Raw genomic sequence first — 26,874 nt, forward strand, 5'->3', positions numbered from 1 at the left:
CAGAGCGTTCGTCTTCCGCCTTGGCGTAGACTGCCCGGAGCGCCCCGCCACCGGCGGCGCACCGGCGACAGGAGACGAACGCTTTGCAGCCGACGAATACCGCCAACCCGGCCTACTTTCACAAGGTCGTGGATTGCCAATGGGCCTGCCCCGCGCACACGCCCGTCCCCGAATACATCCGACTGATCGCGCAGGGCCGCTACGACGACGCCTACATGATCAACTGGGTGTCCAACGTCTTTCCGGGCATCCTCGGCCGAACGTGCGACCGGCCTTGCGAGCCCGCCTGCCGGCGAGGGCGCGTGGAAGAGAACAACGGCGAGCACCCCGAACCGGTGGCCATCTGCCGGCTCAAGCGGGCCGCGGCCGATCACAAGGGCGACGTGCGCGCGCGCATGCCGCAGCCCGCGCCGCGCAGCAACGGCAAACGCATCGCCTGCGTCGGCGCCGGCCCGGCTTCGCTGACCGTGGCGCGCGATCTCGCGCCGCTCGGCTACGAGGTCACGGTGTTCGACGCCGAGGCGAAAGGCGGCGGCTTCATGCGCACGCAGGTGCCGCGCTTCCGCCTGCCGGAAGAAGTGATCGACGAAGAGGTGGGCTACATCCTGGAGCTCGGCGTGCGCTTCGTCGGCGGCAGGCGCATCGAGTCGATGCGCTCCCTGCTCGCCGAGAACTACGACGCGGTGTTCGTCGGCTGCGGCGCGCCGCGCGGTCGCGACCTCGACATTCCCGGGCGGCGCGAAGCGTCCGCGAACATCCACATCGGCATCGACTGGCTCGCTTCCGTCTCGTTCGGCCACGTCACGAAGATCGGCCGGCGCGTCATCGTGCTGGGCGGCGGCAACACCGCCATGGACTGCTGCCGGTCCTCGCGCCGGCTCGGCGGCAAGGACGTGAAGGTCATCGTGCGCAGCGGCTTCGAAGAAATGAAAGCCTCGCCGTGGGAGAAGGAGGATGCCATGCACGAAGGCATTCCCTTCATCAACTTCCACGTGCCCAAGGCGTTCATCCACGAAGGCGGCCAGCTGAAAGGCATGACCTTCGAGGTCGTGCGCGCGGAGTACGACGCGAAGGGACGGCGCAAGCTCGTGCCGACGGGCGAGCCGGATGCCTTCTTCGAATGCGACGACGTGCTGATCGCGGTGGGGCAGGAGAACGCCTTTCCCTGGATCGAGCGGGAGAGCGGCATCGAGTTCGACGAGTGGGGGCTCCCCGTGCTCGACGCGGCCACGCACCAGTCGACGGTGCCGAACGTCTTCTTCGGCGGCGACGCGGCGTTCGGGCCGAAGAACATCATCACCGCGGTGGCGCACGGACACGAGGCCGCGGTGTCCATCGACAAGCTGCTGAATTCCGAGGACGTGAAGGCGCGCCCCGCGCCGACCACGAACCTGATGTCGCAGAAGATGGGCATCCACGAGTGGAGCTACCACAACGAGACCTCGCTCGACGAGCGCTTCAAGGTGCCCTGGGCCAAGGCCGAGATCGCGCTGGCGAGCATCCGCGTCGAGGTGGAGCTCGGCTTCGACGCGGCGACGGCCTTCGACGAAGCGCAGCGCTGCCTCAACTGCGACGTGCAGACCGTGTTCACGCAGAGCGCGTGCATCGAGTGCGATGCGTGCATGGACATCTGCCCGACCGACTGCATCTCGTTCACGGCCGATGGTGACGAGCCCGAGTTGCGCACGCGCCTGAAGGCGCCGGCGCTGAACCTCGCGCAAGACCTCTACGTGTCCGGCACCTTGAAGACGGGGCGCGTGATGGTGAAGGACGAAGACGTCTGCCTGCACTGCGGCCTGTGCGCCGAGCGGTGCCCGACGGGCGCATGGGACATGCAGAAATACCTGTTCAAGACCACGCAGGCGGGGCCGGCGTGCCGCGACGCGAAGGTCCTCGCGGAGGTGGCGGCATGAACGCGCGCGTCAACCTGCATCGCATCGAGGCCGTCAACGACTTCGTGGTGAAGTTCGCCAACGTCAACGGCTCCGGCTCGGCGTCGGCCAACGAACTGTTTGCCAAGGCGATCCTGCGCATGGGCGTGCCCGTGAGCCCGCGCAATATCTTCCCCAGCAACATCCAGGGCCTGCCCACCTGGTACGAGGTGCGCGTGAGCGAGGCGGGCTACCTGGGCCGGCGCGGCGGCGTCGACATGATGGTCGCGATGAATCCGCAGACCTGGGACGCGGACGTCGCCGAGATCGCGCCGGGCGGCTACCTGTTCTACGACAGCACGCGGCCGCTGCCGCCCTCGAAGTTCCGCGACGACGTGCATGTGATCGGCATGCCGCTCACCGAGATCTGCAACGCGGTCTACAGCGACCCGCGCCAGCGCCAGCTGTTCAAGAACATCGTCTACGTGGGCGCGCTGTCGGTCCTGCTGGAGATCGACCCCGCCGTGATCGAGAAGCTGTTCGGCGAGCAGTACAAGGGCAAGGAGAAGCTGCTCGCCTCGAACGTGCAGGCGCTGCACCTCGGGCGCGACTTCGTGAAGGAACATCTTCAGTGGCCGCTCGGCATCCGCGTGCGCCAGGCCGACAACGTGGGCGATTCGATCTTCGTCGACGGCAACACGGCGGCGGCGCTCGGCTGCGTGTACGGCGGCGCCACCGTCGCGGCCTGGTATCCGATCACGCCTTCGTCTTCGGTGGCGGAGGCCTTCCAGAAGTACTGCGCGAAGCTGCGCGTCGATCCGTCGACGGGACAGAACAAGTTCGCGATCGTGCAGGCCGAGGACGAGATCGCCTCCATCGGCATGGTGGTCGGCGCGGGGTGGAACGGCGCGCGCGCGTTCACCGCGACGTCCGGCCCCGGCGTGTCGCTCATGACGGAGTTCATCGGCCTCGCGTACTTCGCGGAGATTCCGGTGACGATCATCGACGTGCAGCGCGGCGGCCCGTCCACCGGCATGCCGACGCGCACCCAGCAGGCGGACATCTTCGCGTGCGCCTACGCCTCGCACGGCGACACGAAGCACATCCTGCTGTTCCCCGAAGACCCGCACGAATGCTTCGAGCATGCGGCCACCGCGCTCGACCTGGCGGACCGCTTCCAGACGCCGGTGTTCCTCATGACCGACCTCGACATCGGCATGAACCAGCGCATGTGCAAGCCCTTCGTGTGGGAAGAGGGGCGCACCTACGACCGCGGCAAGGTGATGACGGCCGAGGAACTGGAGGCCGGCAAGGACTTCGGCCGCTACAAGGACGTCGACGGCGACGGCGTGCCCTGGCGCACGCTGCCCGGCACGCACCCGACCAAAGGCGCGTACTTCACGCGGGGGACGACGCGCGATCCGTATGCGCGCTATTCCGAACGCGGCCAGGACTACATGTACAACATGGAGCGGCTGCTGAAGAAGTTCGCGACCGCGGCGACCGTCGTGCCCGGGCCGGTCGTGCGCGCGGCGACGCAGGCGACGCCGCTGGGCGTGATCTATTTCGGCTCGACCAGCCCGTCGATGAACGAGGCGCTCGACGTGCTCACCGCCAACGGTGTGCATATCGACGCGATGCGCCTGCGCGCCTTTCCCTTCGCCGACAGCGTGCAGGAGTTCATCCGCTCGCACGAACGCGTGCTGGTCGTGGAGCAGAACCGCGACGCGCAGATGCACAACATGATCGTCAACGAGTTCGGTGTGGACCCGGGCAAGCTGACGAAGGTGCTGCACTACGACGGCACGCCGATCACCGCGCGATTCATCGTCGACGCCATCCTGAAACTCACGGGGAGCCAGCGAGCATGACCTTCATCGCCAAGCCACGGCTGCACCATCCCTCGCTGGAGGCCAACAAGGTCGGCTACACCCGACGCGACTACGAAGGCAAAGTCTCGACGCTGTGCGCCGGCTGCGGCCACGATTCCATTTCTGCGGCCATCGTGCAGGCCTGCTGGGAACTCGACATCGAGCCGCATCGCGTCGCCAAGCTCTCGGGCATCGGCTGCAGTTCCAAGACGCCGGATTATTTTCTCGGCGCGTCGCACGGCTTCAACACCGTGCATGGGCGCATGCCCTCGGTGCTGACCGGCGCGAATCTCGCGAATCGCGAGCTGCTGTACCTCGGCGTGTCGGGCGACGGCGACTCGGCATCCATCGGCCTGGGGCAGTTCGCCCACGCGATGCGCAGAGGCGTGCGCATGGCCTACATCGTCGAGAACAACGGCGTGTATGGCCTCACCAAAGGCCAGTTCTCCGCGACCGCGGACGCGGGATCCAAGAGCAAGAAGGGCGTGACCAACAGCGACAGCCCGGTCGACCTCGTGGCGATGGCGCTGCAGCTCGGCGCGACCTACGTGGGGCGCGGATTCTCCGGGGCGAAGGAGCAGCTCGTGCCGCTGATCAAGGGCGCGATCAGCCACGGCGGCGCGGCGTTCATCGACGTCATCAGCCCCTGTGTCGCCTTCAACAACCATCCCGGCAGCACCAAGAGCTACGACTACATCCGCGAGCACAACGAGGCGGTGAGCCGCATCGACTTCATCACCGAGCGCGACGAGATCGTGGCGCAGTACGCGCCGGGCGAAGTGGTCGACGTGCGCCAGCACGACGGCACGCTGCTGCGCCTGCGCAGCCTGCACGCCGACTACGACCCGACCAACCGCTACGCGGCGATGGGCTACATGCAGGAAGCGGCGGCGCGCGGCGAGGTCGTGACCGGCCTGCTGTACGTCGATCCGCTCGCGACCGACCTGCACACCGCGCTCAACACGAGCGACAAACCCCTGAACACGCTGGGCCCCGAGATGCTGTGCCCGGGAAGCCGTGCCCTCGCGAAGATCAACGCGTCCCTGACATGAGGAGGGCACCATGGCCGAGAGAACCGTCTTCCAGTCGATCACGAAGAAGTCCGCACTGAGCATTCCGCCGCAGGCGAGCGTGGTTGAGGCCGCACAGGCCATGACGCGCGCCAACTGCGGCAGCGTGCTCGTGATGGCGCCGCCGGACAAGCTGCTGGGCATCCTCACCGAGCGGGACCTCATGACGCGCGTGCTCGCGAAATCGGTCGACCCCGAGAAGACGGCGGTGCGCGACGTGATGACGCCGAGTCCGCTGTGCGTGCCGCCCGAGACGCCCGTGTCGGACGCCGTGGTCATCATGCTGGAGAAGGGCTTTCGCCACCTGCCGCTGGTGGACAAGACCGGCCGCATCCTCGGCGTCTTCTCGATCCGCGACGCGATGCCGCGCGAGCTGAGCGCGGCGATCTCGCAGGCGGAGTTCCACGAGCAGGTGAACGACGCGCTGGGCTGAGGCTCAGGGCCGCTCGCGGACCTGGCGCGCCAGATCCCACTTCGACGCCAGCGACAGGATCAGCTGGTAGGCGGCCATGGGATCGAAGGGCTTGCGCAGCACGGTGAGCTGCTCGCGCAGGCGCACGCGGCGGAACATGTCGTCCCACGACATGTCCGAATACGCGGTACACAGGATGACCTGCAGCTCGGGGTCGACGCGCCAGATCTGCTCGATCGTCTCCACGCCGTTCCAGCCGGGCGGCATGCGCATGTCGATGATGCCGACCGCGTAGGGCCGGCCCGCTGCGACGGCCCGCGACGCCATCGCGAGCCCGTCCTCGCCCTGGTAGGCGGAATGGAGTTCGAAGCCGTCGTCCGGCGGCGGCGCCGGCTCGCCGAACAGCGCGGCTTCCGCGGCGGACAGTTCCGTGCCGCTGGCCGCGAGCATCCTGCCGAAGTCTTCGTGGATCGACGGCATGTCGTCGACGAGCAGGACGCGGCGGTTGGGCGCGGCGGTCATTGACGCAGCGGTAGTTCGAGCGTGAAGACGGCGCCGAGTCCCGGGCCGTCGCTGTGCGCGGTGAGCTTGCCGCCCATCTCGATCGCGGCCAGCGCGCTGCCGTGCAGGCCGAAGCCGTGGCCCGACTTCCGCGTGGTGAAGCCGTGCGAGAAGATGCGCGCGAGGTTCTCCGCGGCGATGCCTTCGCCGGCATCCCGCACGGCGATGTGCAGGCAGGGCGCATCGCTCGCTTCCACGACGCGGGTGGCGAGGGTGAGCCGCCTGCGGTCCGCGTCGACGGACTCCATCGCCTGCGCCGCGTTGCCGATGAGATTGACGAGCACCTGCAGGATGCGCGGCCTGTCGAGCGGCAGAGGGTGCGTGGCCTCGTACTCGCGCACGAGCGCGACCTGGCCGCGCGCCAGGGCCGCCTCGCTCACGTGCAGCGCTTCCTCGACGAGCTCGTCCGGCCGCGCCGGCTCGCGTACCGTCGATGCGCCCGCGATCGACTGCTGCGTCGCCACGATGTCGCGGATGTGGCTCACGCTGCGCATCAGCCGATCCAGCTCCGCCGACACCGTGCCCTGTTCCGCGACGAGCGCGGTCGAGAGCTTGCGCAGATAGTCGCTCAGGCCCTGGCCGCGCGGATCGCGAGACATGAATTCGTCGAGCCGTCCGGTGTGCTCCATCATCAGGTCGAGCGCCTGGGCGACCCGGCCGATGCGCGACTGCGCGACCGTGCGGCCCGCGAGGGTGGCCGAGACGGTGACGCTGTTGAGCACGTTGCCCACGTTGTGCAGCACGTTGTTGGCGATCTCCGCCTTGCCGGCTTGCCGCGCGGAGGCAACGAGCTGGCTCTGCGCCTCGCGCAGTTCGTGCGTGCGGGCCTGCACGCGCTGCTCCATGCTGGCGTAGAGCTGTGCGTTGGCCAGCGAGACGGCCAGCTGGCCCGCGATGAGCTTCACCGCGTCGAGGCCCTGCGCATTGAACGCGGCGCGGCCCGCCCGGTTTTCCAGGTACAGCATCGCGCGCGCGCTGCCCTGGCCCGCGATGGGCACGAGCAGCAGCGAGCAGTCGCCCGCCGTGCCGAAGTAGGGGTCGCGCGCGAACCGGTCGTCGTCGCGGGCGCTGTCGACCAGCAGGGGTTCGCCGGTGCGCTCCGCATAGGCGAAGGCGGACATCGGAAGCAGGTCGTCGCGCGCGGCCTGCGCAAGCGGCGTCGGCGGCCCGTCGTCCGTGGGGGCGAGCGCCCATTCGCCATCGGCGCACAACAGGACGCGCACGGAGGTGGCGCCGGTCAGCGCCGCCAGCACTTCAGTGACCTTCGCGTTCAGCGGCGCGAGGCGGGTCTCCGAACTGAGCGCCTGCGATGCGCGCAGCACGCCGAGCAGGTCCAGCGCTCGCGGCGAGACCGCGGTGTTGCTGCGTCCGGGGGAGTCGAGCGCCGAAGGGTCTGCGAGCAGCCTCAGGAACGGATGCTCCTCCTCCATCCGTGCCACCTTCCCGTGGGCGCCCCAGGCCCGATAGTGCTCCCGTGCGCGCGCGAGCAGCAGCCGGCCTGTCTGAGGCAAGCCGCGGGCCAGATGGAAACAAGCGGCGCGCTCCACGATCAGGGCGAGATGCCACGGGCGCCTGCGCGCGTCGCACTCGCCGATGGCCGCATCGAACGCGCGCGACGCTTCCCATTCCTGTCCGAGCGCCCACGCCTCCTCCGCCTCGGCCAGCCGCAGAAGATGAAGGAAGTTGTGCGGCTGGTCCCGCGCGCGATCGGCGAGCCAGCCCCTGCAATGGACAAGTTCCGCGCGCAGTGCGTCGGCATCCGCGCGATGGCTGGCCTGCAGGCGCCAGGCCGCGGCCAGCGCGCGGCACAGATGCACGTGGGCCGACAGGTAGTAGCCGGGGAGCGTGTCGAGGCGCTCCGCCGCGAATGCGGCGTGCCGGGCGAGGCCGTTCGCGTCGCCCACCAGCAGCGCGTGCAGCGCGCGCCGGGTGGCGTGCGTGTGGCGCAGCCAGGGCAGGTCCCCGAATCGCGAAAGGAAATCCGCCTCGTCGAACCCGTCGTCGTCGAAATCGTCGAGCGAGTGCGTTGCGCCTGCCAGCGCGCGCAGCCACTGGCGCTCGGTCGTGTGCAATGCGGCGAAGGCGTTGTTGCCGATGCGGCGGCACAGCGCCAGGCACTCGTCGATCTCGGCCAGGCAGCTTTCGATGGTGGGCGAGGTGTCGATCAGCGTGAACACCAGCGCGCGCTGCATGGTGCTCGCGATGGTCGGATTGCCGGACGCCTTGACCGAGGCGATCGCACGCCGGCACAGCGCCTGGGCCTCCTCGAGGGTGTCGAACCAGTGGGACGAGTAGGCCCCGAACATCCAGCGCGCCTCCGACGACTGCGGCTCGGCGTCGAGCGCCTCCCCCACCACCATGACGTGGCGCGCGACGGCGTAGGCTGCCCGCCAATTGCGCCGCAGCAGGATGAGGAGGCCGCTGAGCATGCCGAGGTTCGGCAGCATCTCGGGACAGGGTCCGTGCAGGGTCCACAGTCGCTGGCTCTCGAGCGCGAGCCAGGCATGGGCGGGAATGTCGAACTGCACGTAGGCGGCCCGCATGGTGCGGTCGAGCAGGCGCGCGGTGGCGCGCAGCCGGCGGTCGTGCAATGGCGCGCGCCGGCGGTGGTCGAGACCCGTTTCCTGCGCCACCCACAGCTCCAGCGCGTCGAGGCGGCGTTCCACCTCGCCCGAATCGAATTGCTCGGGGATGACGACGCCCAGGCGTCCGAGCCCCAGGCGGCCGAGCGCCATGGCGTCGCGCATGCGGCCGCGCATGTCGAGGCTGCGCATCTGCAGGCAGGTCGGCTCGATGTCGTCGAACGCGCCATCGGCCCCCGGGTCGTCCGATGCGGCCGTTCCGTCCGCACCATGGGCCAGCAGTTCCTGCAGCGCGGCGAAGCAGCGGTCCGCTTCGTCGAGCCGGCCCAGCGAATAAAGCGATGCGTGCCGCTTCGCTTCGATGGCGGCGCGCTCGCGCCGCATGCCGTGATCGCCGGCCACCGCCATGAGTGCCGACGCGGCCGCGAGGTGGCGCTCCGCGAGGTCGAAATTCGCCTTGCCGATCCACTGCGCGGCGATGTCGTGCGACGCCCGGGCCGCCAGCCGCTGCTCTTCGGGCGGACAGGATGCCAGGACCAGTTCGTGACAGTTCAGATACTGCTGTGCCGCGGCCGCCCGCATCCCGGTCGTCCCGGCGAACCGGCGGGCCATGGCGAGTTGCAGCCGCGCGCGCCGCCCCGGCTCCATCGTCTGGGCCACCGCCTGCTGCACCCGGTCGTGTCGGAACTTCACCCTGTCGGCGCCGGCGGCCTCGTCGGCCGCGAGCAGGCCGTCGGCTTGCGGCGCGCGCAGCCGGGCGGCGAGTTCGGCCGCATCGACCCCGAGCGCGGCGCGCAGCAAGGCGGTCGGCATGGCGTTGCCGATGCATCCCATGGCGTCGACCACTTCGCGCGACGCCGCCGGCAGCCGTGCGATGCGCGCGGCGAGCAGGTCCACCACGTTGCCCTGGCCCACGAAGGTGCGCACGCTCGCGTCGTCCCATTGCCAGCCGGCCGCGCCCAGCGAGAGCGCGCCGTCGCTGCGCAGCGCGTTGAGGAGTTCCACCGTGTCGAAGGGGTTGCCGCCCGTCGAACCATGCAACGCCTCGGCCAGTTCCTGCGCGGGTCCGTCGGGTAGGCGCAGCACTCGCGTCACGAGGTCGCCCAGGTCGGCGGCGCCCAGCGGCGCGAGCGCGATTTCGGCCGGCGCGTTGCGGTGCTCGCGCCAGCGGGCCAGCATCTCGGCCAGCGGAGCGCCGGGCGCGACCTGATCGCCGCGATACGCACCGACCAGCATCAGGCCGCGCGGCTGGGGCTCTTCGAGGCAGCGATCGAAGGCCCGCAGGGCGTCCGCGCCTGCCCATTGCAGATCGTCGACCGCCACGACGAGGGGGCGGTGCGCGGAGGCGACCGTGCCGAAGAAATCCACCGTGGCCTGCAACAGCTGCAACTGCGCCTGGCGCGGCTCGGCCAGCGCGGCCTCGGGCTGGCGGCCGAGCAGCAGCGCGAGCTCTGGCGACAGGCGCGTCATGAGGGCCGCGCCGGTGCCCAGCCGCTCGAGCAGCCGCGTGCGCTGCGCGGCGAGCTCGTCCGCCGGCAGGGCGAGCAGAAGGTGCCCCACGGCGCGCACGGCCTGCGTGAACGCGCCTTCGCCCCCCGCGTCGCGCTGGGCCTGGTCGAACTTGCCCTGCACGAACCAGCCGCCCGCCTGCGTCACCAGGGGCCGCAGCTCCTGGATCAGCGAGGTCTTGCCCACCCCCGCGGCGCCTTCGACGAGCACCGTCCGGTGCGCGCTTCTCAGGGCGCGCGCGTACGCTTCGCGCAGCACCGCGCGCTCGGCGTTGCGCCCGACGAGGTGCGAGGTCGCGAGCCGCTTCGGGAAGTCGCGCTCGCCGAGGGCCAGGCGCGGCGCATGCCCGCGCGCGAGCGCATCGCGCACCCGCGCGAGGTCGTGCATCGCGCCCTCGGCGCTCTGGTAGCGGTGTTCCGGCGATTTGGCGAGCAGGCGCAGGATGATGTCCGAAAGCGCCTGCGGGATGGCAGGGTCGAGCTCGGCCGGCGGACGGGGCTCGCGAACGAGGTGGTCGCGAATCAGCGTCAGCGCGTCGCCGCCCTCGAAGGGCAGGCGGCCCGTCGCCATCTCGTACAGCGTGACCCCGAAGGCATAGAGGTCGCAGCGGTGGTCGACGGCGCGGCCCGTGCGGCCGGTCTGCTCGGGCGCCACATAGGCCAGGGTGCCCTCGATCGCGCCGTCTTCCGCGGGCCAGGCGGGCGCATGCGCGAGGACCGCGCGGTCGAAGTCGATCAGCACCATGTCCCGCTCGGCGGTGACCAGCAGGTTGGACGGATTCACGTCGCGATGCACCACCCCGGCGCGATGCACGTCGGCGAGGATGCGGGCCAGCTGCAGCGCCCACCGCAGCGCCGCGTCCGTCCCGCAGCGGCCGCGCCCGAGAAGGCTCGCGAGCGTGACGCCGCCCGCGTCCCGCAGGGCAAGGCCCTGCGGCAGCGCGACGTGCGGCGCGATGCGCGCGACGCCGTCCACGTCTTCGAGCTGCGCCAGCATCGCGGCTTCATCGTCCCGCCGCCGCTCTGCATGCGGGCCGAGGTGGGTCTTGCAGACAATGCGTTCGCCGGGCGCCGGACCGGCCCGCCGCTCGATGCGCGTCGTGGGACTCGCATGCAGAACCTCTGCCGCGTCCCCGAGGTCCGCCAGGAACTCGGCATCCGGCGCCTCGGGGATGGCACGCTTCACTGCGGCTTGATCCCCGCGGCTTCCACGGCGGCGCTCCAGGCGCCTTGCTGCTGCTTGACGAAGGCGCCGAAATCCAGCGGCGAGAGCGACATCGGCTGCAGGCCCATGCGCTCGAAATGTTCTCGCGTCTCGGCCCGCGCGAGGACCAGGCGCAGCTCGCGCGAAATCCTTTCCACGGCGGCGGCCGGCATGCCGGCCGGGCCGAACAGGCCGGTCCAGGCGATCGGCAGCCGCAGGGCGACGCCCGCCTCGCGCAGCGTGGGCACCTCGGGCACGGCCGGATTGCGCTTCGCGTCGGCGGTCGCGATGACGCGCAGCCGCCCTTCGCGCGCATGCGCGAGCGCCACGCCCGCGGTCGCGAAGGCGACCTGGACCCGGCCCGCGAGCAGGTCCTGCAGCATCGGCGCCTCGCCCTTGTAGGGCACGTGCGTCATCTGGAGCTTCGCTTCCTGCGCGAAGAGTGCGGCGAGCAGCACGCCCGAGGCGGCGCCGCTGCCGTAGTTGACGGTGCGCGGCTGCGCGCGGGCCAGCACGAGGAGGTCGTCGACCGACCGCACGGACGTGTTGCCGCTCGCATAGAGGAAGTAGCTGACGTCGCTCACGCTCCCGATCGGGGTGAAGCTGGCGACGGGGTCGAACGGCATGGCGCGGTGGATCGCCGGGGCATAGCTCAGGGTCGTCGACGTGCCGAAGAAGAGGGTGTAGCCGTCGGGCGCCGCGCGCGCCACGGCTTCTCCGGCGATGAGACCGTCCGCGCCGGGGCGGTTGTCCACGATCACCTGCTGGTTCAGCGACTTCGACAAGGGCGCCGCGATGGCGCGCGCCAGCACGTCGGCCGCGCCGCCCGCAGGGAACGAGACCACGACCCGGATGGGCCGTTCGGGATATTCGGCCCACGCGCTGCCGGAGCCGGTCAGCGCCGCGCCCGCCAGTACTGCACCGAAAAAGACAGACTTCGCAAGCAATCGGACCATGGCTCACCTCCATGCCGGCCGAGCCAGTCTACGCCTGCGGCCCGAACGTAACAATGGGTTGTCCGCGGACCGGATGGGGCGCGTTCAGCCCTTCGCCGGCGCCCGTGCCCGCGCCCGCGCCAGCGCCGCCTCGATCGCCGCGCGCTTGCGCTCGAGGTCGCCGCCCTTCACGAGATTGGGTAGATCGGCCAGCTTCTCGCGCGCCTTGCGCTCCAGGCGCTCGGCGTGTTCGATCTCCTCGCGCGCCAGGCGCACCTTGCGCGCCTCGTAGCGCTGCAAGGCGAGCGAGGCATCCTCGGCGGACCATGCGTTCCAGCCGGTGCGCTCGCCCGTCACGCTCTCCATCGAGATGCAATCGACCGGACACACCGGCACGCACAGTTCGCAGCCGGTGCAATATGGCTCGATGATCGTGTGCATGCGCTTGTTCGTGCCCAGCAGCGCATCGGTCGGGCAGGCGGCGATGCACAGCGTGCAGCCGATGCACCAGGCCTCGTCGATCACGGCGACGCCGCGCGGCGCTTCGACGCCGTTGTCGGGGTTCAGGGGGAGGGGCGGGCGTGCGAGCAGGGCCGAGAGACGCACGACGCCTTCGGCGCCGCCCGGCGGGCACTGGTTGATGTCCGCCTCGCCGTCCGCCATCGCGCGCGCATAGCCTTCGCAATCGGGATACCCGCAGCGCGTGCATTGCGTCTGCGGCAGCGCGGCGTGGAGCCGCGCCGCGAGCGCGCCGCGATCGGAAGCGCTCACGGGGAGGCGCTCACGGGCAGACGCTCAGGCCGCGACCTGCTTGCGGCGCGCGGCCTTCTTCGCCGCGGGCGCGGCGAGCTTGGGGCCGTCGTTGTGCTGCAGGATGAAGTCGCGCACCTGCGGATACACCACCTCGCGCCAGCGCCGGCCGCTGAAGATGCCGTAGTGGCCCGCGCCCTTCACCTCCAGGTGCTTTTGCTTCGTCTTCGGCACGCCGGTACACAGCGCATGGGCGGCCTCGGTCTGGCCCGAGCCCGAGATGTCGTCGAGCTCGCCCTCGATCGTGAAATGCGCCGTGGTCGTGATGTCCTCCGGCCGCACGCGCTCGAGGTCGCCGTCTTCGCAGATGACGTCCCACGAGCCGTTCACGAGCGCGAAAACCAGGAAGACGACGCGGATCGTCTCGAGGTAGTAGTCGGCGTCCATGTCGAGCACGGCGTTGTACTCGTCGTAGAACTGGCGGTGCATCTCCGCGCTCGCGTCGTCGCCGGCGATGAGGTGCTTGAAGTAGTCGTAGTGGCTCGAGAGGTGCCGGTCGGGATTCATCGCGACGAATCCCGTGTGCTGCAGGAAGCCCGGGTACACGCGGCGGCCGGCGCCCGGGAAGTTGGTCGGCACGCGGTAGATCACGTTCGACTCGAACCACTCGAAGCTCTTGTTCGCGGCCAGGTTGTTCACCGCGGTGGGCGACTTGCGCGCATCGATCGGGCCGCCCATCATGATCATCGACAGCGGCGTCGTCTCGCCGCGCGAGGCCATGAGCGACACGGCCGCGAGCACCGGTACCGTCGGCTGGCACACGCTCATGACGTGGCAGTTGCCGTATTCGTGCTGCAGGTGGCGGATGAACTCCTGCACGTAGTTCACGTAGTCGTCGAGGTGGAACTCGCCCTGCTCGAGCGGCACCGTGCGGGCGTTCTTCCAGTCGGTGATGTAGACCTTGTGGTCCTTCAGCATTGTGCGGACCGTGTCGCGCAGCAGCGTGGCGTAGTGGCCGGAGAGCGGCGCGACGATCAGCACCGCGGGCTGGCCCTTCAGGCGCGTCAGCGCTTCGGGGTCGTCGCTGAAGCGCTTGAAGCGGCGCAGTTCGCAAAAGGGCTTGTCGATCTCCACGCGCTCGTGGATCGCGAGCTCGACGCCGTCGACCTGCACGGTCTGGATGCCGAACTGGGGCTTCTCGTAGTCCTTCCACAGCCGGTACGCAAGGTCGTAGCCGGCGGCCATGCGCTGCGACAGAGGGTTCTGCGCCAACGGCGACATGGGGTTGCTGTACAGCTTGCTCGCCGCCTGGGCGAAGTCCGCGAAGGGCTCCATCATGGAGCGCTGCGCTTCGTAGATCTGATAAAGCATGGAAGTCCCGTCCTATGGTGCAGTGCAATATAGCAGTGCTTGCCGGGAGGCACCTGTCGGACTATCCCCCATGCGACGAGACTCCCGGCTCTGGAACGTCAGAGAACCTTGGCGATCGACTCGCAAACGTAGTCGATGTTCTTACTGTTGAGCGCGGCGACGCAGATCCGGCCGCTGTCGAGCCCGTACACGCCGAACTCGTCGCGCAGGCGCACCATCTGGTCCTTGGTGAGGCCCGAGTAGCTGAACATGCCGATCTGGTCGGTGATGAAGCTCATGTCCTCCTTCACGCCTGCCGCCTTGAGGTTCTCGACCAGCGCGCCGCGCATTTTCTTGATGCGGGTTCGCATGCCGGCCAGCTCCTGCTCCCACAGCGCACGCAGCTCGGGCGTGCCCAGCACCGTGGCGACCACCTGCGCGCCGTGCGTCGGCGGGTTGCTGTAGTTGGTGCGGATGACGATCTTCAGTTGCGACAGCACGCGCGCCGCTTCGTCCTTGTTCTGGCACAGCACCGACAGGCCGCCCACGCGCTCGCCGTACAGGCTGAAGCTTTTCGAGAACGAGGTCGAAACGAAGAAATCGATTCCGGCCGCGACGAACTTCGCGATCACCGCGCCGTCCTCGGCGATGCCGTGGCCGAAGCCCTGGTAGGCCATGTCGAGGAAGGCGACGAGCTTGCGCTCCTTCACCGTGGCGATGACCTGGTCCCACTGCTGGGGTGTGATGTCGTAGCCCGTCGGGTTGTGGCAGCAGGCGTGCAGCACGACGATGGTGCCGGCGGGCGCCGCGTTCAGCGCCTTCAGCATGCCGTCGAAATCGATGCCGCGCTTCGAGGCGTCGTAGTACGGATAGGTCTCGACCGTGAAGCCGGCGTTGGTGAACAGCGCGCGATGGTTCTCCCAGCTCGGGTCGCTGATGAGCACCTTCGCCTGCGGATTCATCTTGCGCAGGAAGTCCGCGCCGATCTTCAGGCCGCCCGTGCCGCCGATGCCCTGCACGGTGGCGACGCGGCCGCTCTTGACGGGCTCGCTGTCGGCCCCAAATACGAGGGACTTGACCGCGGTGTCGTACGCGGCGATGCCGTCGATGGGCAGGTAGCCGCGCGGCTTGGGCGCTTCCATCATCTGCTTCTCGGCTTTCTGGACGCACTCGAGCAGCGGCAGCTTGCCGTTCTCGTCGAAATACACGCCCACCCCGAGGTTCACTTTCTTCGGGTTGGGGTCGTTGTTGAACTGTTCCGTGAGCCCCAGGATCGGATCGCGCGGGGCCATTTCGACGGCATTGAACAGAGACATGGATGTCCTTCAGGGATGTCAGTAGCGGGCATGCCGGCGCTTGTTGTACGCTGTCCGGCTTCGTTCGATTTTAGCGTTCGCCTTCCTCTCATTCTCATCCGCACCTCATGCCCGCAGTTCCGCAAGCACCCGACGAAGCACAGCAGGCGCACAAGGAGGGCGAGTTCGTCACCTTCCCCGACTCGCCCTTCGAGCTTTTCATGCCCTACGCGCCCGCCGGCGACCAGCCGCAGGCGATCGAGAAGCTGGTGGAGGGCGTGCGGGACGGCGAGGTGTTCCAGACGCTGCTGGGCGTCACCGGCTCGGGCAAGACGTACACGATGGCCAACGTCATCGCGCGCCTGGGCCGCCCCGCGATCGTGTTCGCGCCCAACAAGACGCTCGCGGCGCAGCTGTACTCCGAGTTCCGCGAGTTCTTTCCGAAGAACGCGATCGAATATTTCGTCAGCTACTACGACTACTACCAGCCCGAGGCCTACGTTCCGCAGCGCGACCTCTTCATCGAGAAGGACAGCTCGATCAACGAGCACATCGAGCAGATGCGCCTGTCGGCCACCAAGAGCGTGCTGGAGCGGCGCGACACCGTGATCGTGGCGACAGTGTCCGCGATCTACGGCATCGGCGCCCCGGAGGACTACACGCAGATGCGCTTCATCGTGCGCGTGGGCGACAAGATCGGCCAGCGCGACGTGATCGGCCAGCTCATTCGCATGCAGTACAACCGCAACGAGCAGGACTTCTCGCGCGGCACGTTCCGCGTGCGCGGCGACACGATCGACATCTTCCCCGCCGAACACTCCGAGCTCGCGATCCGGCTGGAGCTCTTCGACGACGAGATCGAGTCGCTGCAGCTGTTCGATCCGCTGACCGGCCGCATCCGCCAGAAGGTGCCGCGCTTCACGGTGTACCCGTCGAGCCACTACGTCACCCCGCGCGAGAAGGTCGTGGGCGCGGTGGAGTCGATCAAGCTCGAGCTCGACGAGCGACTGAAGTTCTTCGTGGGCGAGGGCAAGCTGGTCGAGGCGCAGCGGCTGGAGCAGCGCACGCGCTTCGATCTCGAGATGCTTTCGGAGCTCGGCCACTGCAAGGGCATCGAGAACTACACGCGGCACCTCTCGGGCGCGCCACCGGGCGCGCCGCCTTCGACGCTGACGGACTACCTGCCCAAGGACGCGCTGATGTTCCTGGACGAGAGCCACCAGATGATCGGCCAGCTGGGCGGCATGTACAACGGCGACCGCGCGCGCAAGCTCACGCTGGTGGAATACGGCTTCCGCCTGCCCTCGGCCATGGACAACCGGCCGCTGAAGTTCGAGGAATTCGAGACGCGCATGCGCCAGGTGATCTTCGTCTCGGCCACGCCGGCCGACTACGAGAAGACGCATGCGGGCCAGGTGGTCGAGCAGCTCGTGCGGCCCACGGGCCTGATCGACCCCGTGGTGGAAGTTCGCCCGGCTACGCACCAGGTCGACGACGTGCTGCAGGAAATCCGCGAGCGCGTCGACAAGAACGAGCGCGTGCTGATTACCACGCTGACCAAGCGCATGGCGGAGCAGTTGACCGACTATCTGTCGGACAACGGCGTCAAGGTGCGCTACCTGCACTCGGACGTGGACACGGTCGAGCGTGTCGAGATCATTCGCGACCTGCGCCTGGGCCAGTTCGACGTGCTGGTCGGCATCAACCTGCTGCGCGAAGGCCTGGACATCCCCGAGGTGTCGCTGGTCGCGATCCTCGATGCGGACAAGGAGGGTTTCCTGCGCGCCGAGCGTTCGCTGATCCAGACCATCGGCCGTGCCGCGCGCAACCTGAACGGCCGCGCGATCCTCTACGCGGACAAGATGACCGACTCGATGAAGAAGGCCATCGGCGAGACCGAGCGCCGCCGCGTGAAGCAGATCGCGCACAACGAGGCCCACGGCATCACGCCGCGCAGCATCGTGAAGAAGGTGCGCGACATGATCGACGGCGTCTACAGCGAGAAGGCGAGCAAGGAGCAGGAGAAGCAGGAACTGCAGCGCGCGATGGTCGAGGACATGTCCGAGAAGGACATTGCCAAGCGCATCAAGCAGCTCGAAAAGCAGATGCTCGAACACGCGCGCAACCTCGAGTTCGAGAAGGCCGCGCGGGTGCGCGACCAGCTCGCGGTGCTCAAGGAGCAGGCCTTCGGCGCGGTAGTCCACGACAACGTCGTGCCGATCGGGGCGGCCAAGCGCTGAAGCGCTGCCGCCCGCTTCCCCGCGCTCAGTTCGGCTTGAGGTTCAGGCGCTGCACGATGGGCGCCCACTTCGCGTTCTCGCGGTTCAGGTAGTCCGCGAAGGCCTCGGGCGACATCGCCTGCGTCACCGAGCCCGCGGCGTTCATCCTCTCCTGCACGCCTTTGTCTTCCAGCACCTTCGCGAGCGCCGACGAGAGCCGCGCGATCACTGGCTTCGGCGTACCTGCCGGCACGAGGAAGCCGGTCCACGTGACCCCCTCGAAATCCTTGAAGCCGGCCTCGGCGAGCGTGGGCACCGCGGGCAGCATCGGCGAGCGCGTGCGCGAGGACACGGCCAGGGGGATCGTGCGGCCATCCCTCAGCAGCGGCAATGCGACCGACACCTGTTCGATGGCGAAGTCGATCTCGCCGCCGAGCAGGGCGGTGACCACCGGCGCATTGCCGCGGTAGTGCGCCGTGGTCCACTTCGCCGGAATGATCTCCTGCAGCAGCTCGCTCAGCAGATGGTTGGTGCTGCCCGCGCCGCCCGAGCCCATGTTGAGCGGCTTCTTCTTCGCCAGATCCACGAATTCCGCCATCGTCTTCACGCCCAGCGACGGCCTCACCTGCAGGACGAGCGGGGTGAAGTTGAGCGGTCCGACGGCTTCGAATTTCTGCCGCCAGTCGAAGCCCGTGCGACCGGCCACGAGCGGCGCGAACAGGAGCGGCCCGTTGCCGCCGATGAACACGGTGTAGCCATCGGGTGGCGACGACGCGACGTGATCGGACGCGATCAGCCCGCCCGCGCCCGCGCGGTTGTCGATGACGATCGTCTGGCCCAGCGCCTTCTGCAGGCCCTCGGCCGCGATGCGCGCGGCCACGTCGATGTTGCCGCCGGCGGCGAACGGCACCACCAGGCGCACCGGCCGTTCGGGCCATTCGGCCCGCGCCGGCTGGACAGCGAGGAGCAGGGCGCCGAGGAAGAGAGCGAACTTGGTCATGAGGTGTCTCCGGGTCATTCGTGTTCTCGTGCGGGGCCGGGCATTCATGCCTTGCGAGCCGGGGGCCACTGCCGGCGGAAATCGCCTTCGGCCACTTCTCGGCCCGCGGCGGCGAGGCGCTCGCGCTCCTCGTCGGCATTCTCCACCCGCGGGAGGCTTACGACGGTGTTCTGCGTGCGCGTGCGGATGCGGTACGACGGATCGAAACTCACGCCGTCCGGGTCCTCGCCCTGCTGCACGCGCCGGATCTGCTCGCGCACGTAGTCGCGGAAGATCTGGATGCCGAGGTCGCTGGTGGTGAGCGTCTCGTAGGCGTGGATGTTGATCGGCCCCTGGCTCGTCTGCGCGTCGTAGTCGCCGGGGCGGCGCTGCCGCTCCTCGTAGCTGCGGTCGTTCGCCTGGCCGAAGGCGCGCGCCTTCTGGTAGTCCTTCAGCGGATCGCGCTTGTCGTTGAGCAGCAGGTACCAGCGCTTCGTGGCGGTGTCGTCCACCGGAACGGCCCAGATGACCGTGAAGGCGTTCTGCGCCACCGAGGACACCGCGCCCTTCTGGTCGTCCGGCGGGATCAGGTTCACGTTGCCGAGCGTGGCGTCGACGATGCGCACCCAGGCGTTGTCGCCCACCCGCCGCGTGGCGACGTAGTGCGTGCCCGTCTCGTTGCGGAAGAACTCCATGTGCGGCAGCACGCCCATCTCGTCCGAGAAGCCGCGCTGCGTGCCGCTCATCAGCACGTGCAGGAACGCGGTGTGCGCCGGGTCCATGCCGTTCTCCTGCACCTGCAGCCAGTTGCATTCCATGAGGCCCGTACGAAGCGGGGCGGGCTCGATGACGATGTTCGGGTCGTCGTACACGTCGAACATCGGAAACGCGGGCTTGCGGTCCGGGGGGCCCATGTAGATGAACACGAGGTCGTGGAACACATGCACCGGATAGGCGCCCTGGCAGACCTTGCCCGCGCCGCACAGGGGCGCGCCGGCGGGCGTCTCGAGGATCGTGCCGTCGGTGCCGTAGAGGAAGCCGTGATAGAAGCAGCGGATGCCGCGCGGCTCGATCACGCCGAACTCGAGCGATGCGCCCCGGTGCGCGCAGTGCAGCTCGAGCACCCCGACGTGGCCGCTGCCGTCCTTGAAGAGCACGAGGTCCTCGCCCAGGATGCGGATGCGCGTGGGCAGGTCGCCGAGGTCGCTCGCGAAGCCGACCGGCTGCCAGTAGCGGCGAAGGTATTCGCCGCAGGGCGTGCCGCGGCCGACGTGGGTGAGCACCGCGTCTTCGCTGAAGTCGCGCGGGGAGAAATAGGCGCCGTAGGGCTGCAGGACCTTGGTGTTCATGGCAAAGCGGCGGTTGGGTAGAAGGGCAAGCGCGCATCGTGGACCGAGCCTGCCGCGCACCCCCGAAAAATCGCGCACCAATGTCCATAATGTGAATATGAGCGAGGAAGTTTCCGGCGCCCAGAGCATCCGGCGCGTCATTTCCATCCTGCGCGTCCTCGCGGCGGGGCAAGAGACCGGCGTGCGGGCCATCGACATCGCGCGCCAGACCCAACTCGCGCAACCGACCGTGCAGCGCATGCTGCGCGCGCTGGTGGAAGAGCAGATGGTCGAGCAGGACCCCGAGTCGCGCCGCTACGTCATCGGCCCGGAGGCGGTGCTGCTGGGGCTCGCGCGCGGCGCGCCGCTGCGAATCCGCACGCTGGCCGACGCGGCGCTCACGTCGCTGTGCCACGAATCCGGCGACTCGGTCTACCTCACCGTGCGCACCGGAGCCGACTCCATCTGCATCGACCGCAGGATCGGCGCGCATCCGATCCAGGTCCTGTCCGCCGGGGTGGGCATCCGGCGGCCGCTGGGTGTGGGCGCCGCCGGGCTCGTGCTGCTGGCGAGCGAGGATGACGCGGAGGTCGAACGCATCGTCCAGCGCAACCTGCCACGCCTGGCCGCGAGCGGCCTCACTCGCCGCGGCCTGCTGGACAACATCGAGACCACGCGGGCGCGCGGTTTCGCGTTCAAGGAAGTTGGCGTGGTGCCGGGCACGCGCGCGCTGTCCGTGCCGGTGCCGGACCGCGGGGCGGTGGTGGCGGCGATCAGCATCAGCACGGTGTCGGCACGGCTGTCGACGGTGCGGTCGCGCGAGCTGCTGCGCGCGATGCGCGAGCATGCGGACCAGGTGACGAAGAAGCTCGCGCGCGCGGCGTGAGCGAGGCGGCCCCGCGTGGCCGCCGAAGCTGCCGCACAATCGCGCCTCATGAAATTCGCAGTCTTCGGCGCCGGTGCGATCGGCGGGTTCCTCGCCGCGATGCTGCATCGCGCGGGGCAGGACGTGTCGCTCGTCGTTCGCGGTCCTGCGCTCGCCGCGATCCGCGAGCGCGGCTTGCGGGTGGAACTGCCGGCGGAGACGATCCGCTTCGCGCCCGTGTGCTCCGACGATCCCTCGGCATTGGGGCCGCATGACGTCGTTCTCGTCACCACCAAGGCGACCGCCTTGCCGCAGGTGGCACGGACCATCGCCCCGCTGCTGGCGCCATCGACCGTGGTGGTCTTCGTCGTCAACGGCATTCCCTGGTGGTACTTCCACGGCGAGGGCGGCGCGTACGAAGGGCGGCGCATCGAGCGGCTCGATCCGGGCGGACTTGCCTGGGACGCCATCGGGCCCGAGCGCGTGCTGGGCGGCACCGTCAATGCCATGTGTACCGCCCTCGAACCCGGCGTCGTGCAGGTCATCAATTTCGCCGGCCCCTGCACGCTGACCCTCGGCGAGCCCGCCGGTGGGCTGTCGACGCGCCTGCGCGACGTGGTGGCTGCCTTCGGAAGCGGCTTCCTGGCCGTGGACGCGGCCGAGCGCATCCGGCAGGCGGTGTGGACCAAGCTCATCCTCAATCTCAGTTCGGCGCCCTTGGCGGCGGTGACGGGCGCGCGGCTGAAAGATCTGTTCGCGTCCGAGGTGATCGGCGAGGCACGGCGGCGGCTCCATGAAGAATCGGAAGCGATCGCCGCCGCCATGGGCTATCCGGTCCATCTCGATGCCGACAAGGCGCTCGAAGGTGCGCGCCGCTCCGGGCACCGGCCGAGCATGGCGCAGGACTTCAGTGCGCGCCGGCCCATCGAGCTCGACGCGATCTGCACCGTGCCCCTCGAGTTCGCGCGGCTGCACGGCGTGCCGACGCCCATGCTCGACCTCTTCGTGGAACTGGCGCGGCTGCGCGCCGTCGAGGACGGGCTTTATCCGGGTTGACCCTGTGATTCCCGAGCGTCCTGAGTGGTCTTCTGCTATACTTGACTCATTCAGTCAGGAACACAGGAAATCGCTGTCAAGTCAAGCACTTGGCGCGTCAAGCAAAAGGAGCTTGCAATGCGTCTCACGACCAAAGGCCGCTTTGCGGTCACCGCGATGATCGATCTGGCCCTGCGCCAGAACAATGGGCCGGTCACGCTCGCGGCCATCAGCCAGCGGCAGCAAATCAGCCTCTCTTATCTCGAGCAGCTCTTCGGCAAGCTGCGCCGGCATGAGCTCGTCGAATCCACCCGCGGCCCCGGCGGCGGCTACACGCTGGGCCGCAAGGCGGGCGAGATCACCGTGGCCGACATCATCGTGTCGGTCGACGAACCGATCGACGCCACGCAGTGCGGCGGCAAGGAAAACTGCCATGGCGACGGCGGCCGCTGCATGACGCACGAGCTGTGGTCGGCGCTGAACAAGCACATGGTCGACTTCCTCGACTCCGTCACCTTGCAGAAGCTGGTGGACGACCAACTCGCCAAGGGCATCCAGATCGAGGACAAGCCGTCGCCGAAGCGCGCCATTTCGAGCCAGCCCGTGGTCAAGCCGATCCGCGTGAACGCGCCGAACTCGGTGTTCGCGCTGGGCAACGCCTTCGCCAAGTCGTAATCCGCCGGTCGAGAGAATCAAGAAGATGGACAGCACTCCGCACTTTCCGATCTACATGGACTACGGCGCGACGACGCCGGTGGACCCGCGCGTCGTCGACGCGATGATCCCCTGGCTACGCGAGCACTTCGGCAACCCCGCGTCGCGCAGCCATGCCTGGGGCTGGGAGGCCGAAGAGGCCGTGGAGAAGGCGCGCCAGCAGGTGGCCGACCTCATCGGCGCCGACCCCCGCGAGATCGTCTGGACCTCCGGCGCGACCGAGTCGAACAACCTCGCGATCAAGGGCGCCGCGCACTTCTACAAGACCAAGGGCAAGCACCTCGTGACGGTGAAGACCGAGCACAAGGCCGTGCTCGACACCATGCGCGAGCTCGAGCGCCAGGGCTTCGAGGTCACCTACCTCGACGTGCAGGAAGACGGCCTGCTCGACATGGAGAAGTTCAAGGCCGCGCTGCGCGAGGACACCATCCTCGTGAGCGTGATGTTCGTGAACAACGAGATCGGGGTCGTGCAGGACATTCCCGCGCTCGGCACGATCTGCCGCGAGCGCGGCATCATTTTCCACGTCGACGCCGCGCAGGCGACCGGCAAGGTCGAGATCGACATGAAGGCGCTGCCCATCGACCTGATGAGCATGGCGTCGCACAAGACCTACGGGCCCAAGGGCATCGGCGCGCTGTACGTGCGCCGCAAGCCGCGGGTGCGGCTGGAGGCGCAGATGCACGGCGGCGGCCACGAGCGCGGCATGCGCTCGGGCACGCTGCCCACGCACCAGATCGTGGGCATGGGCGAGGCGTTCCGCATCGCCCGCGAGGAAATGGCGAAGGACACCGAGCATGCGCGGGCGCTCCAGCAGCGCCTGCTCAAGGGCCTGGAGGACATCGAGCAGGTGTTCATCAACGGCGACGTGACGCGCCGGGTGCCGCACAACCTCAACATGAGCTTCAACTTCGTCGAAGGCGAGTCGCTGATCATGGGCATCAAGGGGCTGGCGGTGTCGTCGGGCTCGGCCTGCACGTCCGCGTCGCTGGAGCCGAGCTACGTGCTGCGCGCGCTCGGCCGCAGCGACGAACTCGCGCACAGCAGTTTGCGCATGACCATCGGCCGTTTCACGACCGAGGAAGAAATCGACTACGCCATCGCGACGATCCGCCAGAACGTCGCGAAGCTGCGGGAGCTGAGCCCGTTGTGGGAGATGTACAAGGACGGCATCGACCTCGCCACGATCCAGTGGACCGCGCATTGAACACGAGGAGTTGAGAACATGGCCTATTCCGAAAAAGTCGTCGACCACTACGAGAACCCCCGCAACGTCGGCTCGTTCGAAAAGGGTGACGAGACCGTGGGCACCGGCATGGTGGGCGCGCCCGCCTGCGGCGACGTGATGAAGCTGCAGATCAAGGTGAACCCGGCCACCGGCGTCATCGAGGATGCGCGCTTCAAGACCTACGGCTGCGGCTCCGCCATCGCGTCGAGCTCGCTCGTGACCGAGTGGGTCAAGGGCAAGACGCTCGACCAGGCGGCGTCGATCAAGAACGCGCAGATCGCCGAGGAACTGGCGCTGCCGCCGGTGAAGATCCACTGCTCGATCCTCGCGGAAGACGCGATCAAGGCCGCGGTGGACGATTACAAGAAGAAGCACGCCTGAGTCATGGCCGTTTCCTTGACGCAAGCCGCGGCCCGCCACGTCACACGTTACCTTTCCAAGCGCGGCAAGGGCGTGGGCGTGCGGCTGGGGGTGAAGACCACCGGCTGCTCGGGCCTGGCCTACAAGCTGGAGTACGTGGACGAGGTGGCGCCCGAGGACGTGGTGTTCGAGAACCACGGCGTGAAGCTGCTCATCGACCCGAAGAGCCTGGCCTACATCGACGGGACCGAACTCGACTTCGTGCGCGAAGGGTTGAACGAGGGCTTCAAGTTCAACAACCCGAACGAGCGCGACCGCTGCGGCTGCGGCGAATCGTTCCGGGTGTGAGCCTCGTCGACCTGCAGTCCAGCGATTTCGCGCTCTTCGGCCTGCCGGAGCGCTTCGCGCAGGACCGGGCGGAGATCGATGCGCGCTGGAAGGACTTGCAGCGCGAGGCGCATCCCGACCGCTTCGCTGCGCAGGGCGATGCCGCCCAGCGCATCGCGATGCAATGGTCGGTGCGGATCAACGAGGCGTATCGCCGCCTGAAGGATCCGCTGGCGCGTGCGTCCTACCTGTGCGAGCTTCGCGGCGCACCCATCGAGGCCGAGAACAACACCGCCATGCCTGCGGCGTTCCTCATGGAGCAGATGGAACTGCGCGAGGCGCTGGAAGAAGCCGGGACGGTCGAGGCGCTCGAAGCGCTGGGCGAGCCCCTGGCGAAGACGCGGCGCGAAGCCTTCGAACGCATCCGCAAGCTGCTCGACGATGAAGGCGACGCGCGCGCCGCGGCCGGGCAGGTGAGAGGCCTCATGTTCATCGAGCGTTTTGCGCACGAGGTCGAACACAAGCTGGACCAACTGGGACAATAACGTCCATGGCGCTCCTGCAGATTTCCGAACCCGGCCAGTCCCCCGACCCTCACCAGCGCCGCATCGCCGTCGGCATCGACCTCGGCACTACGCATTCGCTGGTCGCCGCCGTGCGCAACGGCGTGGCCGAATGCCTGCCGGACGACGAAGGCCGCGTGCTGCTTCCCTCCGTCGTACGCTACCTCGCCGACAACGGCCGCAAGATCGGCTACGACGCGCAGTCGGCGCAGGCCGAGGACCCCGAGAACACCATCGCTTCGGTCAAGCGTTTCATGGGCCGCGGCCTGGGCGACATCGCGAACTACGCGAAGCTGCCTTACGACTTCATCGACAAGCCCGGCATGCTCGCGCTGAACACGCGCGCCGGCGAGAAGTCCCCGGTGGAGGTGAGCGCCGAGATCCTCGCGACGCTGCGCTTCCGCGCCGAAGACACCTTCAACGACGACCTGTACGGCGCGGTGATCACCGTGCCCGCCTACTTCGACGATGCGCAGCGGCAGGCGACCAAGGATGCGGCACAGCTCGCCGGCATCAACGTCCTGCGCCTCATCAACGAGCCCACGGCCGCAGCCATCGCCTACGGCCTCGACAACGCGAGCGAAGGCACCTACGCGGTGTACGACCTCGGCGGCGGCACTTTCGACATCTCGATCCTGCGCCTGTCGCGCGGCGTGTTCGAGGTGGTTGCCACCGGCGGCGATTCGGCGCTGGGCGGCGACGACTACGACCGTGCGTTCGCCGACGTGCTGCTCGCGCGTGCGGGCCTCGACGCGATGAACGCGGGCGACCGCGCCGCGATCCAGATCGCCGCGCGCCGCGCGAAGGAGGCGCTCACCGATGCGGCGTCCACGCGCGTGAACGTCAAGCTGTCGTCGGGTGTTGTCGACGTCGAGACGACGCGCGACGAATTCGACGCCGCGACGAAGGACCTCACCGCCCGCACGCTCACCGCTGTGCGCAAGGCGCTGCGCGACGCGAAGCTGACGAAGGACGAAGTGCAGGGCGTCGTTCTCGTCGGCGGCTCCACGCGCATGCCGCAGGTTCGCGCAGCAGTCGCCGAATTCTTCGGCCGCGAGCCGCTCGTGAACCTGAACCCCGACGAAGTCGTCGCGCTCGGCGCGGCCGTGCAGGCCAACCAACTGGCCGGCAACAACCCGAATGGCGACCTGCTGCTGCTCGACGTGATCCCGCTGTCGCTCGGCATCGAGACCATGGGCGGCCTGGTGGAGCGCATCGTGCCGCGCAACGAAACCATTCCCACGGCGAAGGCGCAGGACTTCACGACTTTCAAGGACGGCCAGACGGCGATGGCGATCCACGTGGTGCAGGGCGAGCGCGACCTGGTGGCCGACTGCCGCAGCCTCGCGCGCTTCGAGCTGCGCGGCTTTCCGCCGATGGCCGCGGGCGCGGCGCGCATCCGCGTGACCTTCACCATCGATGCCGACGGCCTGCTGCACGTGAGCGCGAAGGAACAGGGCAGCGGCGTGGAGGCGACGGTCGACGTGAAGCCGTCCTACGGCCTCGCCGACGCCGAGATCGCGCGCATGCTGCAGGACAGCTTCACGACCGCCGAGGGCGACATGAAGGCGAGGGCGCTGACCGAGGCGCGCGTGGACGCGCAGCGCATGCTGCTCGCGACGCAGAGCGCACTGGATGCGGATGGTTCGCTGCTCGCCGCGGACGAGCGCGCGGAGATCGAGTCCCTGATGGCGACCGCGAAGCGCGTGGCGGAGGAAAGCACGGACGCCGCCACCGTGGAGGCCGCGGTGCAGTCGCTCGCGAAGGGCACGGAAGCGTTCGCCGCGCAGCGCATGAACGAGGGCATCCGCAAGGCGCTCGCGGGCAAGAACCTCGAATCGATCTGA

At 68.7% G+C, this 26,874-nt stretch carries 21 protein-coding genes; 13 read left to right on the forward strand and 8 right to left on the reverse strand.

Annotated features, from left to right (window positions below; all coding sequences use genetic code 11):
- The first annotated feature begins 83 nt into the window (after nt 1-83).
- From AB7E83_RS15650 to AB7E83_RS15665, 4 genes are read left to right on the forward strand one after another with little or no spacing between them, the layout of a single operon-like run.
- Nucleotides 84-1,913, forward strand: a complete 1,830-nt coding sequence (locus AB7E83_RS15650) for an FAD-dependent oxidoreductase (RefSeq protein ID WP_428571032.1) — start codon at nt 84-86, stop codon at nt 1,911-1,913.
- On the forward strand, nt 1,910-3,742 hold the full coding sequence (locus AB7E83_RS15655; protein ID WP_428571034.1) for a 2-oxoacid:acceptor oxidoreductase subunit alpha: 1,833 nt from the start codon (nt 1,910-1,912) through the stop codon (nt 3,740-3,742). Before AB7E83_RS15650 ends, AB7E83_RS15655 begins: the two co-directional genes overlap by 4 nt.
- The gene (locus AB7E83_RS15660; protein WP_428571036.1) at nt 3,739-4,794 is read left to right on the forward strand and encodes a 2-oxoacid:ferredoxin oxidoreductase subunit beta; all 1,056 of its coding nucleotides are present in this window, start codon (nt 3,739-3,741) and stop codon (nt 4,792-4,794) included. The genes AB7E83_RS15655 and AB7E83_RS15660 overlap by 4 nt, the downstream gene beginning before the upstream one ends.
- Before the next feature lie 10 nt (nt 4,795-4,804).
- On the forward strand, nt 4,805-5,245 hold the full coding sequence (locus AB7E83_RS15665) for a CBS domain-containing protein (RefSeq protein WP_428571038.1): 441 nt from the start codon (nt 4,805-4,807) through the stop codon (nt 5,243-5,245).
- 3 nt (nt 5,246-5,248) lie between these two features.
- Here the strand turns inward: AB7E83_RS15665 and AB7E83_RS15670 are convergent, their stop codons facing one another.
- The 6 genes from AB7E83_RS15670 to AB7E83_RS15695 all read right to left on the reverse strand — a co-directional run bounded on the left by AB7E83_RS15670 (nt 5,249) and on the right by AB7E83_RS15695 (nt 15,430).
- Complete coding sequence (locus AB7E83_RS15670; protein WP_428571040.1) at nt 5,249-5,746, reverse strand: response regulator; 498 nt, start codon at nt 5,744-5,746, stop codon at nt 5,249-5,251.
- Complete coding sequence (locus AB7E83_RS15675) at nt 5,743-11,061, reverse strand: trifunctional serine/threonine-protein kinase/ATP-binding protein/sensor histidine kinase (RefSeq protein WP_428571041.1); 5,319 nt, start codon at nt 11,059-11,061, stop codon at nt 5,743-5,745. Before AB7E83_RS15675 ends, AB7E83_RS15670 begins: the two co-directional genes overlap by 4 nt.
- Complete coding sequence (locus tag AB7E83_RS15680) at nt 11,058-12,035, reverse strand: Bug family tripartite tricarboxylate transporter substrate binding protein (RefSeq protein ID WP_428571042.1); 978 nt, start codon at nt 12,033-12,035, stop codon at nt 11,058-11,060. The genes AB7E83_RS15675 and AB7E83_RS15680 overlap by 4 nt, the downstream gene beginning before the upstream one ends.
- Nucleotides 12,036-12,119: 84 nt before the next feature.
- Nucleotides 12,120-12,785, reverse strand: coding sequence for an electron transport complex subunit RsxB (rsxB, locus tag AB7E83_RS15685; RefSeq protein ID WP_428571044.1), 666 nt, complete (start codon nt 12,783-12,785; stop codon nt 12,120-12,122).
- Nucleotides 12,786-12,809: 24 nt separating this feature from the next.
- The gene (locus AB7E83_RS15690; RefSeq protein WP_428571046.1) at nt 12,810-14,135 is read right to left on the reverse strand and encodes a polyhydroxyalkanoate depolymerase; all 1,326 of its coding nucleotides are present in this window, start codon (nt 14,133-14,135) and stop codon (nt 12,810-12,812) included.
- A 98-nt stretch (nt 14,136-14,233) separates the two neighbouring features.
- Entirely contained in the window at nt 14,234-15,430 is a 1,197-nt protein-coding gene (locus tag AB7E83_RS15695; RefSeq protein WP_428571048.1) for an amino acid aminotransferase, read from the reverse strand.
- Nucleotides 15,431-15,537: 107 nt separating this feature from the next.
- Between AB7E83_RS15695 and uvrB the strand changes: the two genes are divergently transcribed.
- A complete protein-coding gene (gene uvrB / locus AB7E83_RS15700; protein WP_428571050.1) occupies nt 15,538-17,649 on the forward strand; it encodes an excinuclease ABC subunit UvrB in 2,112 nt (703 codons plus the stop codon).
- A 25-nt stretch (nt 17,650-17,674) separates the two neighbouring features.
- Here the strand turns inward: uvrB and AB7E83_RS15705 are convergent, their stop codons facing one another.
- Both AB7E83_RS15705 and AB7E83_RS15710 read right to left on the reverse strand, forming a co-directional pair.
- Nucleotides 17,675-18,628: a Bug family tripartite tricarboxylate transporter substrate binding protein gene (locus AB7E83_RS15705; RefSeq protein WP_428571052.1), complete on the reverse strand. Its 954-nt coding sequence runs from the start codon at nt 18,626-18,628 to the stop codon at nt 17,675-17,677.
- 44 nt (nt 18,629-18,672) lie between these two features.
- On the reverse strand, nt 18,673-19,956 hold the full coding sequence (locus AB7E83_RS15710; protein WP_428571054.1) for a Rieske 2Fe-2S domain-containing protein: 1,284 nt from the start codon (nt 19,954-19,956) through the stop codon (nt 18,673-18,675).
- 97 nt (nt 19,957-20,053) lie between these two features.
- On the opposite strand from AB7E83_RS15710, the gene AB7E83_RS15715 reads away from it, so the two are divergent.
- From AB7E83_RS15715 to hscA, 8 genes are all read left to right on the forward strand, one after another.
- Complete coding sequence (locus tag AB7E83_RS15715; protein WP_428571056.1) at nt 20,054-20,821, forward strand: IclR family transcriptional regulator; 768 nt, start codon at nt 20,054-20,056, stop codon at nt 20,819-20,821.
- Nucleotides 20,822-20,869: 48 nt separating this feature from the next.
- The gene (locus tag AB7E83_RS15720) at nt 20,870-21,856 is read left to right on the forward strand and encodes a ketopantoate reductase family protein (protein ID WP_428571058.1); all 987 of its coding nucleotides are present in this window, start codon (nt 20,870-20,872) and stop codon (nt 21,854-21,856) included.
- A gap of 117 nt (nt 21,857-21,973) precedes the next feature.
- Nucleotides 21,974-22,510 (forward strand): Fe-S cluster assembly transcriptional regulator IscR, encoded by a 537-nt coding sequence (gene iscR / locus AB7E83_RS15725; protein ID WP_428571060.1) that lies wholly within the window; start codon nt 21,974-21,976, stop codon nt 22,508-22,510.
- Between the two features lie 25 nt (nt 22,511-22,535).
- Nucleotides 22,536-23,756 (forward strand): IscS subfamily cysteine desulfurase, encoded by a 1,221-nt coding sequence (locus AB7E83_RS15730; RefSeq protein ID WP_428571062.1) that lies wholly within the window; start codon nt 22,536-22,538, stop codon nt 23,754-23,756.
- Nucleotides 23,757-23,774: 18 nt separating this feature from the next.
- The gene (gene iscU / locus AB7E83_RS15735; RefSeq protein ID WP_428571063.1) at nt 23,775-24,158 is read left to right on the forward strand and encodes a Fe-S cluster assembly scaffold IscU; all 384 of its coding nucleotides are present in this window, start codon (nt 23,775-23,777) and stop codon (nt 24,156-24,158) included.
- 3 nt (nt 24,159-24,161) lie between these two features.
- Nucleotides 24,162-24,485 (forward strand): iron-sulfur cluster assembly protein IscA, encoded by a 324-nt coding sequence (iscA, locus tag AB7E83_RS15740; protein ID WP_428571065.1) that lies wholly within the window; start codon nt 24,162-24,164, stop codon nt 24,483-24,485.
- Nucleotides 24,482-25,009 carry a Fe-S protein assembly co-chaperone HscB gene (gene hscB / locus AB7E83_RS15745; RefSeq protein ID WP_428571066.1) on the forward strand — a complete coding sequence of 176 codons (528 nt, stop codon included), beginning with the start codon at nt 24,482-24,484 and terminating at the stop codon, nt 25,007-25,009. Before iscA ends, hscB begins: the two co-directional genes overlap by 4 nt.
- A 5-nt stretch (nt 25,010-25,014) precedes the next feature.
- Entirely contained in the window at nt 25,015-26,874 is a 1,860-nt protein-coding gene (gene hscA, locus AB7E83_RS15750; RefSeq protein WP_428571068.1) for a Fe-S protein assembly chaperone HscA, read from the forward strand.

Origin of the sequence: Ramlibacter sp. (genome assembly GCF_050250995.1) — a bacterium.
In the GTDB taxonomy this organism is placed as follows: domain Bacteria; phylum Pseudomonadota; class Gammaproteobacteria; order Burkholderiales; family Burkholderiaceae_C; genus Ramlibacter.

What these genes read in the sequence shown, in the direction of transcription:
- AB7E83_RS15655 (WP_428571034.1), top strand. Translation starts at nt 1,910, where the DNA reads ATGAACGCGCGCGTCAACCTGCATCGCATCGAGGCCGTCAACGACTTC.
- AB7E83_RS15660 (WP_428571036.1), top strand. Translation starts at nt 3,739, where the DNA reads ATGACCTTCATCGCCAAGCCACGGCTGCACCATCCCTCGCTGGAGGCC.
- AB7E83_RS15665 (WP_428571038.1), top strand. Translation starts at nt 4,805, where the DNA reads ATGGCCGAGAGAACCGTCTTCCAGTCGATCACGAAGAAGTCCGCACTG.
- AB7E83_RS15670 (WP_428571040.1), bottom strand. Translation starts at nt 5,746, where the DNA reads ATGACCGCCGCGCCCAACCGCCGCGTCCTGCTCGTCGACGACATGCCG.
- AB7E83_RS15680 (WP_428571042.1), bottom strand. Translation starts at nt 12,035, where the DNA reads ATGGTCCGATTGCTTGCGAAGTCTGTCTTTTTCGGTGCAGTACTGGCG.
- AB7E83_RS15690 (WP_428571046.1), bottom strand. Translation starts at nt 14,135, where the DNA reads ATGCTTTATCAGATCTACGAAGCGCAGCGCTCCATGATGGAGCCCTTC.
- AB7E83_RS15695 (WP_428571048.1), bottom strand. Translation starts at nt 15,430, where the DNA reads ATGTCTCTGTTCAATGCCGTCGAAATGGCCCCGCGCGATCCGATCCTG.
- uvrB (WP_428571050.1), top strand. Translation starts at nt 15,538, where the DNA reads ATGCCCGCAGTTCCGCAAGCACCCGACGAAGCACAGCAGGCGCACAAG.
- AB7E83_RS15705 (WP_428571052.1), bottom strand. Translation starts at nt 18,628, where the DNA reads ATGACCAAGTTCGCTCTCTTCCTCGGCGCCCTGCTCCTCGCTGTCCAG.
- AB7E83_RS15710 (WP_428571054.1), bottom strand. Translation starts at nt 19,956, where the DNA reads ATGAACACCAAGGTCCTGCAGCCCTACGGCGCCTATTTCTCCCCGCGC.
- AB7E83_RS15715 (WP_428571056.1), top strand. Translation starts at nt 20,054, where the DNA reads ATGAGCGAGGAAGTTTCCGGCGCCCAGAGCATCCGGCGCGTCATTTCC.
- AB7E83_RS15720 (WP_428571058.1), top strand. Translation starts at nt 20,870, where the DNA reads ATGAAATTCGCAGTCTTCGGCGCCGGTGCGATCGGCGGGTTCCTCGCC.
- iscR (WP_428571060.1), top strand. Translation starts at nt 21,974, where the DNA reads ATGCGTCTCACGACCAAAGGCCGCTTTGCGGTCACCGCGATGATCGAT.
- AB7E83_RS15730 (WP_428571062.1), top strand. Translation starts at nt 22,536, where the DNA reads ATGGACAGCACTCCGCACTTTCCGATCTACATGGACTACGGCGCGACG.
- iscU (WP_428571063.1), top strand. Translation starts at nt 23,775, where the DNA reads ATGGCCTATTCCGAAAAAGTCGTCGACCACTACGAGAACCCCCGCAAC.
- iscA (WP_428571065.1), top strand. Translation starts at nt 24,162, where the DNA reads ATGGCCGTTTCCTTGACGCAAGCCGCGGCCCGCCACGTCACACGTTAC.
- hscA (WP_428571068.1), top strand. Translation starts at nt 25,015, where the DNA reads ATGGCGCTCCTGCAGATTTCCGAACCCGGCCAGTCCCCCGACCCTCAC.